Consider the following 12738-nt stretch of genomic DNA (forward strand, 5'->3'; position numbering starts at 1 on the left):
CGCCCCTCGAAACAGAAAAATCCCCCGACATCCAAAATCAGGGGATTTTTCATCTCTATAGCCAGCTTTCAATCTACCAACCCGCAGGCTTTGAAAATTGTCCGTCTTTATCGCTCATAACATCTGGAAACAAGCTGTTTTGGAGAAGGGTCCCTCGAATTTTCTTGACGAATTGAACATGCGGCAATAATGCCACGCTCGTATGCTTTTGTGGGTTGAGCAAGCCAACGGGCTTTTTGAATTGCTGTGTGACAACCTGAATAGGCAGGAGTAGGTCTGAATCGTTCGAGACAACTACGGCAAGTTCGTAATCGTTTTTGAAACCGTCCATCAACAAATGCGTGGCAATATTGACATCCGAGCCTTTTTCTTCAGTTTTGATCACTTTGGCATAGCCGCTTCCAATTGAGGAGAGCGGCATTTTCACTTCATGAGACAGGAATGTTCCAAGAATGATTTCAAGGTTTGGAATGGTCTTCAAAGCGCGTAGAAAAAGTTGCTGGCGTACAGGCTGGTCAGGGTCATTCGGACGGGCAGAGACAAGTGCAGTGAAATATTTAATTCGGTGAATTTGATCGTTCGGGAGCAACAGACGGCACATTTCAGCCACATTCAACCAATGGTAGGATGTGCCCTTGATACAACCATAATAGAAATTGAAACCGTCAATGTAGATGTTTGTCTTCATTTTCCCTTTAAACACAGAGACCGCCCTGAGGCGGTCTCGCACCAGGTTCGTCGAAACTACTACTGGGGGATATGCCTCTATTATCGCTACAAATAGCGTGGCTGTCAAGCAAACATTTTTTCTATTTTACCTGAAATTTCAGGGTATCCCCATGCGGGCTAACAGCGTAGCACAAAGCCCCTCGAAACCGAATCAACCTCCCCCGTAGCCCGAAGCGCTGTCCTGAGCGTGTCGAAGGGCGGGGGATTTTTTCATCCCAATTCCCAAACTACCGATTCCCCAAATCCCCACCCCCTTCATCTGATACAATACGCCCCGTCTAATATCGAATTATCTACTCTCTACTCATCTACTCACTGAAAGAACCCCAATGGCAAACGAATCCTTAGTCATCTACTCCATGAACAAAGTGGGGCGACTCATCCCCATCAGCAACAAAATGATCTTGCGCGATATTTCGCTCGGCTTCTACCTCGGCGCAAAGATCGGCGTGCTCGGTCTCAACGGCGCGGGCAAATCCACCCTGCTGCGCATCATGGCAGGCGTCGACAAAGACTACATCGGCGAGATCTCCCAATCCAAAGGCTACACCGTCGGCTTGCTCGAGCAGGAACCCAAACTCGACGAAAGCAAGACCGTGATGGAAGTCGTCAAAGAAGCGGTACAGCCCATCGTCGAAATGCTCGCGCGCTTCGATGAGGTCAACGCCAGGTTCGCTGAACCCGATGCCGACTTCGACGCCCTCGTCGCCGAACAAGCCAAATTGCAGGAACAACTCGATAAGCACGACGCCTGGAACCTCGAAAGCCGCCTCGAACTCGCCATGGACGCCCTGCGCTGTCCGCCGTCGGATACGCCCGTCAAAATCTGCTCAGGCGGGGAAAAGCGCCGCGTCGCCCTCACCCGACTCCTGCTCACCGAACCCGACATTCTCCTGCTCGACGAACCCACCAACCACCTCGACGCCGAATCCGTGGCGTGGCTCGAACATCACCTGCGCGACTACAAAGGCACCGTCATCGCCGTCACCCACGACCGCTACTTCCTCGACAACGTCGCAGGCTGGATCCTCGAACTCGACCGCGGCTACGGCATTCCCTACAAAGGCAACTACTCCTCCTGGCTCGAACAAAAACAGGAGCGCATCCGCCTCGAAGAAAAAGCCGAATCAAAACGTCAGCAGACCCTCCAGCGCGAACTCGAATGGATTCGCATGTCGCCCAAAGCGCGTCAATCCAAAGGACAAGCCCGCGTCAGCGCCTACGAAAAATTGCTCAACCAGGAAGCCGAAGCGCGCCGCGAAGAACTGGAAATTTACATCCCACCTGGACCTCGCCTCGGTGACGTCGTTTTTGAATTTGACAAAGTCACCAAGAGCTACGGCGACCGCCTCATTCTTGACGAGTTTTCTGCTTCTGTTCCCCCAGGCAGTATCATCGGGATAGTGGGTCCCAACGGCGCAGGCAAGACCACCCTGCTCAAGATGATCACAGGACAGGAAAAACCCGACAGCGGCACGGTCAAGATCGGCGAGACCGTCAAACTCTCGTACGTGGACCAGAACCGCACCCTCGACCCCGAGAAGACCGTCTACGAAGAAATTTCGCAAGGCGCCGACTTCCTCGAACTCGGCAAGCGCAAGGTCAACTCACGCGCTTACTGCGCCTCCTTCAACTTCCAGGGCTCCGACCAACAAAAGAAAGTCGGCATCCTCTCAGGCGGTGAACGCAACCGCGTCCATCTCGCCAAGACCCTCACCGAAGGCGCCAACGTCATCCTGCTCGACGAACCCACCAACGACCTCGACATCAACACCCTGCGCGCCCTCGAAGAAGCCATCGAAGAATTTGCAGGTGTCGCCCTCGTCGTCAGCCACGACCGCTGGTTCCTCGACCGCATCTGCACCCACATGATCGTGTTCGAGGGTGATTCGGTTGCGAAGATGTATATTGGTAATTGGTCAGACTACGAAACGATGATGACCGAAAAATTCGGCAAGGATTTAACTCCGCATCGAGTGAAATACAGAACACTAAAGAGATAATTTCCATCTGTCATTGCGAGGAGCCCGTAGGGCGACGAAGCAATCTCCTCGTCGAGTTGGAGATTGCTTCGCAAAAAGCGTTCGCACTGACACACAAAAAAGCGTCCCGAAGGTTTATAACCTTCGGGACGCTCTGCCTTATGATGACATTGCCGCTGGTATTCTCTGGTAGAGAAACTCCCGCATGTCGCTGGACGCGCTGGCATGTTCAATCGTGATGCTGACCACGTTGCCATGGCCGTCCAAATCCAGGTAGATGTTTTCGTTCAGTTCGCGCGTTTCGACAGGCGGGTTGCTGGAAAGTTCAACCAGTGTGGTGTCGGTATCTTCAAAGTATTTTATACGCATGGCTTACTCCTTAAAGTTTCGGTCAAAGAAGGCGTTGTGAACGGTCTCGCCGTCCTCAAGCAAAATGACCCGCAATACGCGGTTTTCCATTTCTGGGATCTGCGCCCAACGGCGAATCCTGCCGTCGGATTGAAATTCTTCACGCAATGGGTTTCGAATGACTCGCTCGATCCACTCATCCTCAATTGTGGAACGGTCGGAGCGTTGACGGGTGTATTGAAAGTATTGCGTGGTCTTCATTTCTTTGATTATACATGAAGTACAACATCACCGAAGGCGACTCGGTTGCCAGGACGTACATCGGCAACTGGTCTGACTACAAAACAATGATGCAGGAGAAATTTGTAGGGGATTTGACGCTGCATCGGGTGAAATAACCATCGGTAACGGGATAATTCAACACGGCGCACCGAATGATGCGCCGTGTTATTTCTACTACGAGCAACAGGTTTAGATGAAGATGATCTGCGAGCCTTCGGTCATGTCCATGAAATCGCTTGCGGTGACTACACTCTCGATACAGGGCAGAAAATCTTCTTTCTTGATGCCGAACATGTCCACGGTCATCTTGCAGCCGTACATCTTTGCGCCGCCATCGGAGAGCATTTCAAGATATTCGCGCACGGGAGGAACGCCGAGCGCCTTCATCTTCATTTTCATGAACCAGGAGGCAAAGGCTGTCATGCCGGGGATGATGCCCATGATGTTCGGGATGCCGAGGTTGCCGGTCGGCAGTCCCATCATGCTCATCTTGAAACTGGTATTGGCGACGGGCGCGATCTCCAATCTGTCCACGCGCTTCTTTGTGACCAGGTCGAGTCCCCAGAACGTGAAGAAGATGGTCACGTCGATGCCGTTGCCGAGGGCAGCCCAGCCCATGATGAGGGCGGGATAAGCCATATCCAAATCGCCTTTCGAGCAAATGAACGCGATCTTGCGAGTTTCTTCGGTCATGATATTTCTCCTTGTTTGTTTTGGAATCCAGCAGCTTGCCACTGACGTTTCAACAGCGAGCTGTTGGACTCCAGAATGGATTACACACAACCCTCGGGCTTGCCGAGACCAGCGATCTTTGCGACCTTTTTGGCAGGTCCTTTGGGGAAGAGCGCGAACAGATCTTTGGTAGAGATGCCCGTGCCGGTGGTGATCTGGCGCAGGGTGGGGGATTTGCCTGAAGCCATACCCGTTGTGCGGCAGAAATCGATGATCTTCCAATGGTCGGCGGTCAGGGTTTCAATGCCTTCTTTCTTGGCCAGAACATCGGCAATTTCATTCGTCCACTCATTGGGGTCCGTCATGAAGCCTTCTTCATTGAAGGCAATTGCAGTGAGGTCAGCTAACATTTTTGTTTCTCCTTTAATCAGTTGGGATACATGTGACGATTAGTCACCAATGGCCTTGAGTAGATTCAAAGAACGATATAACCCGCGGCGGACTTTTTGATCGCCCATGGCGCGCAGCAGATCGAAGAGCGAGACATTGGCTGGCGGCTCGGTCTTCAATGCATCAGCCATGCGAATGCCGAGCGATTCCACGTCCTCAGGCTTGTAGTCGTGGACGAGACGCTCGACCACCCTTCCGCCTGCCCGGGCAAATCCAAAATATCCTTCACGTTCGAGGCGGTCCAATTCCATCGTCACCTGATGGAAGATGCGTTTCCCAAATTGCTGACCTTCCTCGGCGAGTTCCGCAACTGCTTCGAGTTGATCGAGCAAGCCGACCAACATGCGTGTGTCGCGCAGGACACGCTTGACGAGGAAGAGCAGGTCGTTGAGTTCAAAGTCATTGCCCACTTCGGCAAGTTCGTCAATCGAAAGTTTGATGACGTGGTTGACAATCGGAACGGCGTCATCCACCAGCTCCTTCATGGCCTGCTGCCCCTCGCGCTGCGCTGCAAACTGCGCCATGAGGAAATCCAATTTTTGGTTGATCTGGGCGAGTTCGTTTTCCATTGCGACTCCTACTTCCACTTGCCAGCCATGGACATTTGCGATTCAAAGGGCATCTCGCCGCCTTTGAGTAGAACGTTCCAGTAGATCCACTTGAACATCATTTTGCCCCAGTGGTTTGCCGGGGATTCTTTGAGCAAAGAGAATGGACCAAAGCCAGGCAGTGGGAACATGCCGGGCAGAGGTTCCACGTCATAGTTGAAATCGATCAAGACACCTTTTTCATTGCCCGATTCAATAAAACAGTTGGCGTGGCCGTCGAATTTGGGGAGCAGTTCCAAGCCTTCCATGTGACGCAGGATATTTTCCACGACCACGTCGAGCATGAAGTGCGCCACAGAACCCGCTTTGGATGCAGGCGCGTTGCTGGCATCGCCGATCAGCCAGACGTTTTCCCATTTGGAGCTTTGCATCGTGTTCTTGTTGACGGGTACAAAATTCAACTCATCGCCCATACCCGATGCGCCGATCACTTCCGCGCCCATATTGGTTGGGATGGTAATGAAGAGATCATAGGGAATCTCGCGCTCATCGTAAGAACGTATCACCTGCGTAGCGTTATCCACTTCCATGATCGAGTATTCGGTTTCGAGTTTGATGCCCCTGTCTTCAAGCATGTTCCCAAGAATGGAAGACGCGCGCGGCTTGGTAAAAGCACCTGGGAGCGGTGTGGCAAAGGTGATATCTACCTTGTCACGCATACCGCGTTCCTTGAAGAACCAATCCGCCAGGAAGAGAAACTCCAGCGGAGCAACGGGGCATTTGATCGGCATCTCCGCCACGTTTAGCACCAGTTTCCCGCCCTTCCAAAATTTAAGGAAGCGCGCCAAAGCTGCGGCACCGTCGGGGGTGTAAAAGTCAAAGATATTTTTGCGCCAGCCGCCGCCGTCCACCAGTCCGGTCATCTGCTCGGGGCGGATGAAACTGCCGGTGGCAACGACAAGATAGTCGTAATTGATCGACCTGTTATTGCTAAACCTGACGCGGTTCTGGTCAGGCTCGATCAATTCGATCTCGCCAAAGATCACATCCACCGTGGGCGGGAGGAAATTACGTTTGGGCTTGACAACATCCGAAGGCGAGTAGATCCCAAAGGGAATGAACAGGAAACCGGGTTGGTAATAGTGGTTCTCGTCCTTGTCCGCTATCACAATGCGCCACTCCTGTGGATCCAACGCGGCGGACATTTTATTGGCGACCATTGTGCCGCCTGTCCCAGCGCCTAGTATAAGAAAAGTTTTCATGAAAGGGACTCCTTTGAATGATTTTTACGAGAGTGCCTGAACAAGTTCAGCGCGCTTGGCGATGTTATCGTGCATAACCGCCCGTAAAAGATCAAGCGCCTGGATCAAGCGTTTGTCGCCAAGGGAATAGACGATCACCGTCCCACGCCTTTCGGTGGTTACCATGCCGCGCTCACGTAATACTTTGAGATGCCGCGAGACAAGCGGTTGAGGCATCTCCAACTCATTACAGAGCTCGGTCACATTACGTGGGCTTTGTGAGAGTGCATACAAGAGCAGGATGCGGTTCGGGTCGGCGAGGCCGGCGCAGATCTCAGCGTGGAGTTGATTGATTTCGCTTTCAAGTGTTTTGTTCATGCAAATACCTTTGTGATGTTATATGCAGATAAACGTACATTATTGTGAATATAATAACAATCAAGTGTGCTTAGCCGAAGTGAGAGGTGTCATACGAAAAGGGGGATGAAAGTTATTTTTGTGAAAATATTCACAATTATAGTTTACACCTCGTCCTATATTTTGTACGTAATCGAAAAACGTGAACGTGGTAAAACCCCATGTGTAACGTCAACATCTTGTAACTCCCCCATGATTTTGCAGCCGCTCCACTGGCGTTAGCCATGACCGCCGGTTTGCTCGATGAACCTGCACATACATCATCGCCTTCGAACGCGAGCCGATTGCGGAGATGTACCTCGGCAACTGGTCAGATTATGAAACGATGATGGAAGAAAAATTCGGGAAAGATTTGACCCCGCATCGGGTGAAATATAGAACGTTGAAGAGATAATTCCATAGGGACACAGCGCCGCTGTGTCCCTAATTTCTACCCCAGAATTTCCATCCCGTATTTCTGGATGATCGGCATCAACGGCTCCATATCTTCGGGTGTGGGCGGCGCATCAGGTCGCGGCGGCAGGGTGAGCGATGATGCGGGCTCGCTCGTCTCACGGATGAACTCTTCGAAACCCGAAGGCGCAAGGATGAACAGCATCCGTGAGGGACCCTTATCCACACGATAACGATGCGGCACTCCTTTGGGACCGAACAGGAACGAGCCAGGTCCCGCCTTGATGGTTTTATCACCGACTTCAAACGTAAGCGAACCTTCCAGAACCCAGAAGGCTTCGTCCTCGTTATGATGGACGTGCAAAGGCGCTTCCTCGCCCTCGTGATCCAGCACTTCCACCAGCGCGAAGCGTCCGTCGGTGTCTTTGCCAGACGCCTTGATAATCGCCAACCCGCCCATCCACCAGCGGGCTTCGCCCTCGTTTGCATTCAAGGCATAGATTCGCCTTGCAAGGTTTGTGTCCATTTTGACTCCTTTGACAATAAAAGAAAAGCCGCCGCTAACCCGGCGACCTGACGACCAAACACAACAGCAGATCATTCATCATCCGCTCGATCTCCACTCTCGTCATTCCTTTTCTGCGAAACGACAGGAATACAGGCACATCCAACAGTGCGCTGACAGTTTCCACCGTGCGTTTGTTCGGTTTGATGGGCTTGAGCGCCATGCGCGTCAGTCCTTCGATCAGGGATTTGAGATACGCCTCCCACTCCTGAACCGATTGCAATATGCGTTCCTGGTGATCTATATCAAGATACGGCTCGCCGCGCTCATAAAAATCAAGCAGGTTTTTCACCAAACTGGCGACGCGCTGCTCAACGGTTGCGGCATTGGCAAACATTGCATGCGCGTCATCCAATGACGGCGGCTGGGCAATGGCATACATCAACTCTCCGCACGCTGGGACAAGTTCATCCAGCGAGGGGAAGTAGTTATACATGGTCGCCAGCGAGACATCGGCGTGTTTGGCAATATCCTTCCACGATGTGCCGAATATGCCTTTTTGGCTGTGCAGCGCCAGTGTGGATTGGATGATCCGTTGACGGATCGCTTCGGAAGCCGCTTCGCGTTTGGTTTTGGTGTATTTTCTGGGAGCCATAATCTTCCTGATATATTTAGAAATAATTTCCATCCAAATATATCAGGACGCAAAATACCTGTCAAGTCACTGGCAAGCGATTTATCATCAATTTAACGTATCCGATCACGAGACGATGATGCCAGAGAAATTCGGCAGGGATTTGACCCCGCATCGGGTCAAGTACCGAACGCTCAAACGCTAACATGTCGTTGCGAGGAGGAGCGAAGCGACGACGAAGCAATCTCCTGTTCGATGGGGGATTGCTTCACAAAAAGCACTCGCAATGACATGCAAAACAACATCCCGAAGGTTGCGAACCTTCAGGATGTTTTGCATCAATATTCTTTGGTTTCAATGATCTCCACGATCTGTGCTTTGGGATTCGTCATAATGGTCCCTTCCACGCGCGACCACACTGCGCGCATGGCGTTAAGCAGCGCCTCCGCATCGCTGGCTGTATCGAATTCAAGTTGGATCATGACATAGTTGGGGTTGTCCACTGGGCGCAGGATCTGATAACGGCGTACCCGCATCTTTTCACGCCCAACAGGGTCGTTGTCGAAAGCATTTTTCCAATTGTCGTAACTTGGGACGGGATGTTCAATACATAACGTATACATGACGGCTCCTTTTATGGGTTTTGGTCGAAACTAGGATTTACGTTGTCTTGATCTCGTCAAGACAACGTAAGCGATGACGACTGCGCCAAAGATCAGAGTGACATGAAAACCATATTCGATTGTCAACAGTCCACTGATGTTGTCCGGGTTATGAGTCTGGTGCAGGTTGGTATGAGGCCACCAACTCAGCAGGGACCAGGCAATTGCCAGATATACTGCCAGACCCAAACCTCCTTCCGCGGGCAGAAAGGATCGAACAGCCTCCCGCCCAAAAAGCAGAAAAGCAAAACCGAACCCGAAGGCAAGGGATTGTATGGCAGTCAGTAGCATAAAGAGCATCCTTTGCATCCCTTCCGGTGTGTGCCCATCATGGGCTTGTACTTCCCAAAAACCGCCCAAAGGCGCGTTGGGACTTGCAAGGAAGGCGGCAATGCCCAGTGCAAAGGTTATAACAAGCCACTTTGCCCAGCCTGTACTTTGGTCTGTGGATTTGTTTCGTGTGGACATAAGAATTTTCTCCTTTTTGGTTTGAACGGTGAGGGCTCAATATTCAATATAGTACTACTATATTGAATATTGATATGATAAAATGAAAATTGGAAAGAGTCAAGAGGTATGTCCAAGCAGATCCCCCCAAAACGCAAATACGACTCCAGCAGGCGGCAGGCGCGGGCGCTCGAAGCCCAGGCTCAGATCGTCGAATCCGCCAGAGAATTATTCATCAAAAACGGATATTCAGGCGTTTCCATCGAAGCCATCGCCCGCAAGGCGAAAGCATCCCCTCAAACGATTTACTCCGTATTCAGGAATAAACGAACCATCCTGGCGCACACGATGGATCTGGCAGCAGGCACGGATGGCCAGCCGATCCCTGCCATGCTGCGTTCATACATTCAGGAAGTGGCATCAGAACGAAATCAACACAGGCAAATTCAAATGTTTGCCGGTCGAATGCGGATGTTCTTTTCGCACATCGCCCCTCTCGTGGAAATCCTGCACGCCGCCGCCAAAACCGAACCAGAGATAAAGAAGCTGCTCAAGAAGTATCTGGATGACAGGTATCAGGGCATGGGCTTTTTCATAGACTGCCTGCTGGCGAATGGACCACTGCGCAGCGGGCTGAGCAAACTGACCGCGGTTGAGACCATTTGGACGCTGGCTAGTGCGGAGGTGTACAACCTGCTCGTGTGGGACCGCGGCTGGTCAGAAGAAGAGTATGAGTTCTGGTTATCTGATATTCTCACAAGAGTTCTGCTTTCATAGTTGCATCCAAATCGGCAACTGGTCTGACTACAAAACAATGATGCAGGAGAAATTTGGAGGGGATTTGACGCCGCATCGGGTGAAGCATTGAACCCTCAAACGATAACAATTAAGTAGGGACACAGCCCTGTATCCCTACTTTTTTCAAGCCGGGCTTGACAAATCAAAAAATACTAATATAATTAGATAAAACTAACAATATTAGTAAAAATGAAAAAAAACAAACCCACCTCCCCCCGTGTTCAACGCAACCGCGAAGCAGCCAAACAAGCCATTCTTGATGCTGCCCGCGCCATAATGCGCGAAGAAGGCGTCGCCGCCCTCTCCATGCAGGAACTCGCCCGCCGCATGGATATGCGCGCCCCCTCCCTCTACAACTACTTCACAGGCAAGATGGACATCTACGACGCGCTCTTCCGCCTCGGGTACAAACGTTGGGGGGAAATCGTCGAAAAAGCCGCGCAAGAATCCACGACCTTTCGGGAGGAAATCGGACGCGTCATCGAAGGCTACATGACTTTCGCGCTGGAAAACCCGGAATTTTACCAACTCTGTTTCGAGCGTCCTGTGCCTGGCTTTATCCCTTCGCAGGAAAGCCTCGACCTGAGTTTTGGCATCCTCGAATTCTCCCGTAAAAGCGTGGAAACGTACAAGCACGAACTGAATACCGACCTCACAAGCGAACAGATTGTGAACCTGACCATTGCCGTCCTGCACGGGCTGACCGCCATGCACATGGCGAACGAACCACATCTCCCGGTCGGGCAGGGAAGGTTTGGGTCGCTGATCCCAGCCGCGTTGTCCATGCTCGAAGCGGCTCTCGTCAAGAAAGGATGAAGCAAATGCACTCTGCACTGTCCCTCTCGAACGTTGTATCCGCCGAACGCATCCCGTATACCAATGCCGATGAAGCCCAGCGCCTCATGACCGAAGCCTTTGAGCGGCTCCTGAGTCTCCTCGAGTCTCTTCACGCTGACGATTGGTCCAAACCCACCGCCTGCACCGCGTGGGATGTGCATGATGTGGTGGCTCACCAAGCGGGCGGCTGCCTCAGCGGGGTCAGTTACAGGGAAATGCTGCGCCAATACAGCCAGATGCCCCAAAAGGGACAATTGCCCGAAGACGCGATTAACGCGCTTCAAGTGGGGGAACGAAAAAGGATGACGCCCGCTGAACTGATCGAAGAATTAAGACAAACGGGTCCCAAAGCCATCCACAATTGGGCGTATGGATTTCATGCCATCAAATGGATTCACGCCCCCCATGCCGTCGGCGGATTCATGTCGCTGCGTTATTTGATGTGGGTCATCCACAGCCGCGACACGTGGATGCACCGCCTCGACATCTGCCGCGCCACAAACCGTCCCTTCGAGCAGACGCGCGAACACGACGGGCGCATCGTCGAATTGGTCGTGAGGGATGTGGCGGAGAAATTGAAGAAACGCCTCAAAGGTCGTGCCATCACACTCAATCTGACAGGCATTGCAGGCGGGCGTTGGCAAATCGGCAACGGCGCTCCCGCCGCCGAAATGGAAATGGACGCGCTCGATTTCAACATTTTCGTTTCAGGGCGATTCTCGCACAAAGAAGGCATGTCTCGCGCCAATATCACGGGAGATGCAGCCTTGATCGAACACGGCTTCAAAGACCTGTTGGTGTTGTTTTAGCGTTTGCCTTCGCATAATTTATCGGTAAAGGAGAATGCGATGAAAAAGGTTTTAAAATGGATCGGGATCGTTTTGGGAAGTCTGGCGGGATTGATCTTGATTGCGGCAGTGGGGTTGTACGCTAAAGGCATGTCTGAATTCAACAAAACCTACGAGGCGCAAGTCAGGCTGGTGGAAATCCCCGCCGATGCGGAGTCCATCGAGCATGGCAGGCATCTGGCGGATTTCCTGTGTGCGGAATGTCACGGCGACGACCTCGGCGGCAAGCCGGTGTTCGTCGACCTGCCCGGTATGGTTACAATCTCCACGCCCAACATCACATCCGGGCAGGGAGGCGTCGTTGCAGGTTTCACCGACGAAGATTGGATCCGCTCCCTGCGTCATGGCATCAAACAGGATGGCACATCCTCCTTCTTGATGCGTTCGATGGATTATCAATATTTCAGCGACAAAGACCTCCGCGATGTCATCGCATATCTCAAAACCGCCCCGCCTGTGGACCGCGAAATCCCTCCGTATCAAATGACCTTTTTGGGCAGGGTTGCCTATGGCGCGGGCGCGTTCGGCAACCTGCTGGGAGCGTCGATCATCGACCATGAAAACCTGCCCACCTCCACAGTGGAAGCCGGCGTAACGGTGGAATACGGGGAATACCTGATCGACATCAACGGCTGCCGCGGCTGTCATGGGGTGGAATTGGCTGGCGCCACGCCGCCGGACCCCACCTCCATGCTGGCGCCCAATCTCACTCCCGGCGGCAGCCTTGCATCGTGGTCCGAAGCGGATTTCATCCAGACTATCCGCACGGGAATCGTACCCGAAGGCAGGCGGCTCGTCCTGCAGTTCATGCCGTGGGAGTACAAAGGCAGAATGACCGACGACGAACTCACGGCGATCTTCCTGTACCTGCAATCGCTCCCCGCGCTGGAAACCTCCACTGCACCAGTGGAGTAGGAATTTTTTCTTTTACAAAAGAGAGACTGT

The 12738-nt window shown here is 52.4% G+C and carries 18 protein-coding genes; 6 read left to right on the forward strand and 12 right to left on the reverse strand.

What is annotated here, in order from left to right; all coding sequences use genetic code 11:
* Window positions 1-73 precede the first annotated feature (73 nt).
* On the reverse strand, window positions 74-688 hold the full coding sequence (locus tag QY332_03770; GenBank protein ID WKZ37041.1) for an NYN domain-containing protein: 615 nt from the start codon (window positions 686-688) through the stop codon (window positions 74-76).
* A 370-nt stretch (window positions 689-1058) separates the two neighbouring features.
* Between QY332_03770 and ettA the strand changes: the two genes are divergently transcribed.
* Window positions 1059-2732, forward strand: a complete 1674-nt coding sequence (gene ettA / locus QY332_03775) for an energy-dependent translational throttle protein EttA (protein WKZ37042.1) — start codon at window positions 1059-1061, stop codon at window positions 2730-2732.
* 138 nt (window positions 2733-2870) lie between these two features.
* On the opposite strand, the gene QY332_03780 is transcribed toward ettA, so the two are convergent.
* The gene (locus tag QY332_03780; GenBank protein ID WKZ37043.1) at window positions 2871-3080 is read right to left on the reverse strand and encodes a DUF2283 domain-containing protein; all 210 of its coding nucleotides are present in this window, start codon (window positions 3078-3080) and stop codon (window positions 2871-2873) included.
* A gap of 3 nt (window positions 3081-3083) precedes the next feature.
* Entirely contained in the window at window positions 3084-3320 is a 237-nt protein-coding gene (locus QY332_03785) for a hypothetical protein (protein WKZ37044.1), read from the reverse strand.
* Between the two features lie 14 nt (window positions 3321-3334).
* Here QY332_03785 and QY332_03790 point away from each other — a divergent pair, with 14 nt between their 5' ends.
* A complete protein-coding gene (locus tag QY332_03790; protein WKZ37045.1) occupies window positions 3335-3457 on the forward strand; it encodes a hypothetical protein in 123 nt (40 codons plus the stop codon).
* Between the two features lie 73 nt (window positions 3458-3530).
* On the opposite strand, the gene QY332_03795 is transcribed toward QY332_03790, so the two are convergent.
* From QY332_03795 to QY332_03835, 9 genes are all read right to left on the reverse strand, one after another.
* Window positions 3531-4034, reverse strand: a complete 504-nt coding sequence (locus QY332_03795; protein WKZ37046.1) for a DsrE/DsrF/DrsH-like family protein — start codon at window positions 4032-4034, stop codon at window positions 3531-3533.
* A gap of 80 nt (window positions 4035-4114) precedes the next feature.
* A complete protein-coding gene (locus QY332_03800; GenBank protein WKZ37047.1) occupies window positions 4115-4423 on the reverse strand; it encodes a TusE/DsrC/DsvC family sulfur relay protein in 309 nt (102 codons plus the stop codon).
* Between the two features lie 39 nt (window positions 4424-4462).
* Window positions 4463-5032, reverse strand: coding sequence for a DUF1641 domain-containing protein (locus QY332_03805; GenBank protein ID WKZ37048.1), 570 nt, complete (start codon window positions 5030-5032; stop codon window positions 4463-4465).
* Window positions 5033-5040: 8 nt separating this feature from the next.
* Window positions 5041-6273: an FAD/NAD(P)-binding oxidoreductase gene (locus QY332_03810; protein WKZ37049.1), complete on the reverse strand. Its 1233-nt coding sequence runs from the start codon at window positions 6271-6273 to the stop codon at window positions 5041-5043.
* Window positions 6274-6297: 24 nt separating this feature from the next.
* Window positions 6298-6630 (reverse strand): metalloregulator ArsR/SmtB family transcription factor, encoded by a 333-nt coding sequence (locus QY332_03815; protein WKZ37050.1) that lies wholly within the window; start codon window positions 6628-6630, stop codon window positions 6298-6300.
* Between the two features lie 469 nt (window positions 6631-7099).
* A complete protein-coding gene (locus tag QY332_03820) occupies window positions 7100-7588 on the reverse strand; it encodes a quercetin 2,3-dioxygenase (protein WKZ37051.1) in 489 nt (162 codons plus the stop codon).
* Window positions 7589-7622: 34 nt separating this feature from the next.
* The gene (locus QY332_03825) at window positions 7623-8222 is read right to left on the reverse strand and encodes a TetR/AcrR family transcriptional regulator (protein ID WKZ37052.1); all 600 of its coding nucleotides are present in this window, start codon (window positions 8220-8222) and stop codon (window positions 7623-7625) included.
* Window positions 8223-8539: 317 nt separating this feature from the next.
* The gene (locus tag QY332_03830; GenBank protein ID WKZ37053.1) at window positions 8540-8824 is read right to left on the reverse strand and encodes a hypothetical protein; all 285 of its coding nucleotides are present in this window, start codon (window positions 8822-8824) and stop codon (window positions 8540-8542) included.
* A gap of 30 nt (window positions 8825-8854) precedes the next feature.
* On the reverse strand, window positions 8855-9331 hold the full coding sequence (locus tag QY332_03835; GenBank protein WKZ37054.1) for a hypothetical protein: 477 nt from the start codon (window positions 9329-9331) through the stop codon (window positions 8855-8857).
* A 108-nt stretch (window positions 9332-9439) separates the two neighbouring features.
* On the opposite strand from QY332_03835, the gene QY332_03840 reads away from it, so the two are divergent.
* From QY332_03840 to QY332_03855, 4 genes are all read left to right on the forward strand, one after another.
* The gene (locus QY332_03840; protein ID WKZ37055.1) at window positions 9440-10087 is read left to right on the forward strand and encodes a helix-turn-helix domain-containing protein; all 648 of its coding nucleotides are present in this window, start codon (window positions 9440-9442) and stop codon (window positions 10085-10087) included.
* A 210-nt stretch (window positions 10088-10297) separates the two neighbouring features.
* Window positions 10298-10924, forward strand: coding sequence for a TetR/AcrR family transcriptional regulator (locus tag QY332_03845; GenBank protein WKZ37056.1), 627 nt, complete (start codon window positions 10298-10300; stop codon window positions 10922-10924).
* 5 nt (window positions 10925-10929) lie between these two features.
* Entirely contained in the window at window positions 10930-11754 is an 825-nt protein-coding gene (locus QY332_03850) for a maleylpyruvate isomerase family mycothiol-dependent enzyme (protein ID WKZ37057.1), read from the forward strand.
* Between the two features lie 39 nt (window positions 11755-11793).
* A complete protein-coding gene (locus QY332_03855) occupies window positions 11794-12708 on the forward strand; it encodes a c-type cytochrome (protein WKZ37058.1) in 915 nt (304 codons plus the stop codon).
* Window positions 12709-12738 lie beyond the last annotated feature (30 nt).

This window comes from Anaerolineales bacterium, from assembly GCA_030583885.1.
In the GTDB taxonomy this organism is placed as follows: Bacteria; Chloroflexota; Anaerolineae; order Anaerolineales; family Villigracilaceae; genus Villigracilis.

Bases quoted from the DNA above. Each gene is read 5' to 3' on its own strand.
- QY332_03810 (WKZ37049.1), bottom strand. From the start codon at position 6,273: ATGAAAACTTTTCTTATACTAGGCGCTGGGACAGGCGGCACAATGGTC.
- QY332_03840 (WKZ37055.1), top strand. From the start codon at position 9,440: ATGTCCAAGCAGATCCCCCCAAAACGCAAATACGACTCCAGCAGGCGG.
- QY332_03795 (WKZ37046.1), bottom strand. From the start codon at position 4,034: ATGACCGAAGAAACTCGCAAGATCGCGTTCATTTGCTCGAAAGGCGAT.
- QY332_03770 (WKZ37041.1), bottom strand. From the start codon at position 688: ATGAAGACAAACATCTACATTGACGGTTTCAATTTCTATTATGGTTGT.
- QY332_03785 (WKZ37044.1), bottom strand. From the start codon at position 3,320: ATGAAGACCACGCAATACTTTCAATACACCCGTCAACGCTCCGACCGT.
- QY332_03855 (WKZ37058.1), top strand. From the start codon at position 11,794: ATGAAAAAGGTTTTAAAATGGATCGGGATCGTTTTGGGAAGTCTGGCG.
- QY332_03815 (WKZ37050.1), bottom strand. From the start codon at position 6,630: ATGAACAAAACACTTGAAAGCGAAATCAATCAACTCCACGCTGAGATC.
- ettA (WKZ37042.1), top strand. From the start codon at position 1,059: ATGGCAAACGAATCCTTAGTCATCTACTCCATGAACAAAGTGGGGCGA.
- QY332_03830 (WKZ37053.1), bottom strand. From the start codon at position 8,824: ATGTATACGTTATGTATTGAACATCCCGTCCCAAGTTACGACAATTGG.
- QY332_03780 (WKZ37043.1), bottom strand. From the start codon at position 3,080: ATGCGTATAAAATACTTTGAAGATACCGACACCACACTGGTTGAACTT.
- QY332_03790 (WKZ37045.1), top strand. From the start codon at position 3,335: ATGAAGTACAACATCACCGAAGGCGACTCGGTTGCCAGGACGTACATC.
- QY332_03850 (WKZ37057.1), top strand. From the start codon at position 10,930: ATGCACTCTGCACTGTCCCTCTCGAACGTTGTATCCGCCGAACGCATC.
- QY332_03835 (WKZ37054.1), bottom strand. From the start codon at position 9,331: ATGTCCACACGAAACAAATCCACAGACCAAAGTACAGGCTGGGCAAAG.
- QY332_03800 (WKZ37047.1), bottom strand. From the start codon at position 4,423: ATGTTAGCTGACCTCACTGCAATTGCCTTCAATGAAGAAGGCTTCATG.
- QY332_03820 (WKZ37051.1), bottom strand. From the start codon at position 7,588: ATGGACACAAACCTTGCAAGGCGAATCTATGCCTTGAATGCAAACGAG.
- QY332_03825 (WKZ37052.1), bottom strand. From the start codon at position 8,222: ATGGCTCCCAGAAAATACACCAAAACCAAACGCGAAGCGGCTTCCGAA.
- QY332_03845 (WKZ37056.1), top strand. From the start codon at position 10,298: ATGAAAAAAAACAAACCCACCTCCCCCCGTGTTCAACGCAACCGCGAA.
- QY332_03805 (WKZ37048.1), bottom strand. From the start codon at position 5,032: ATGGAAAACGAACTCGCCCAGATCAACCAAAAATTGGATTTCCTCATG.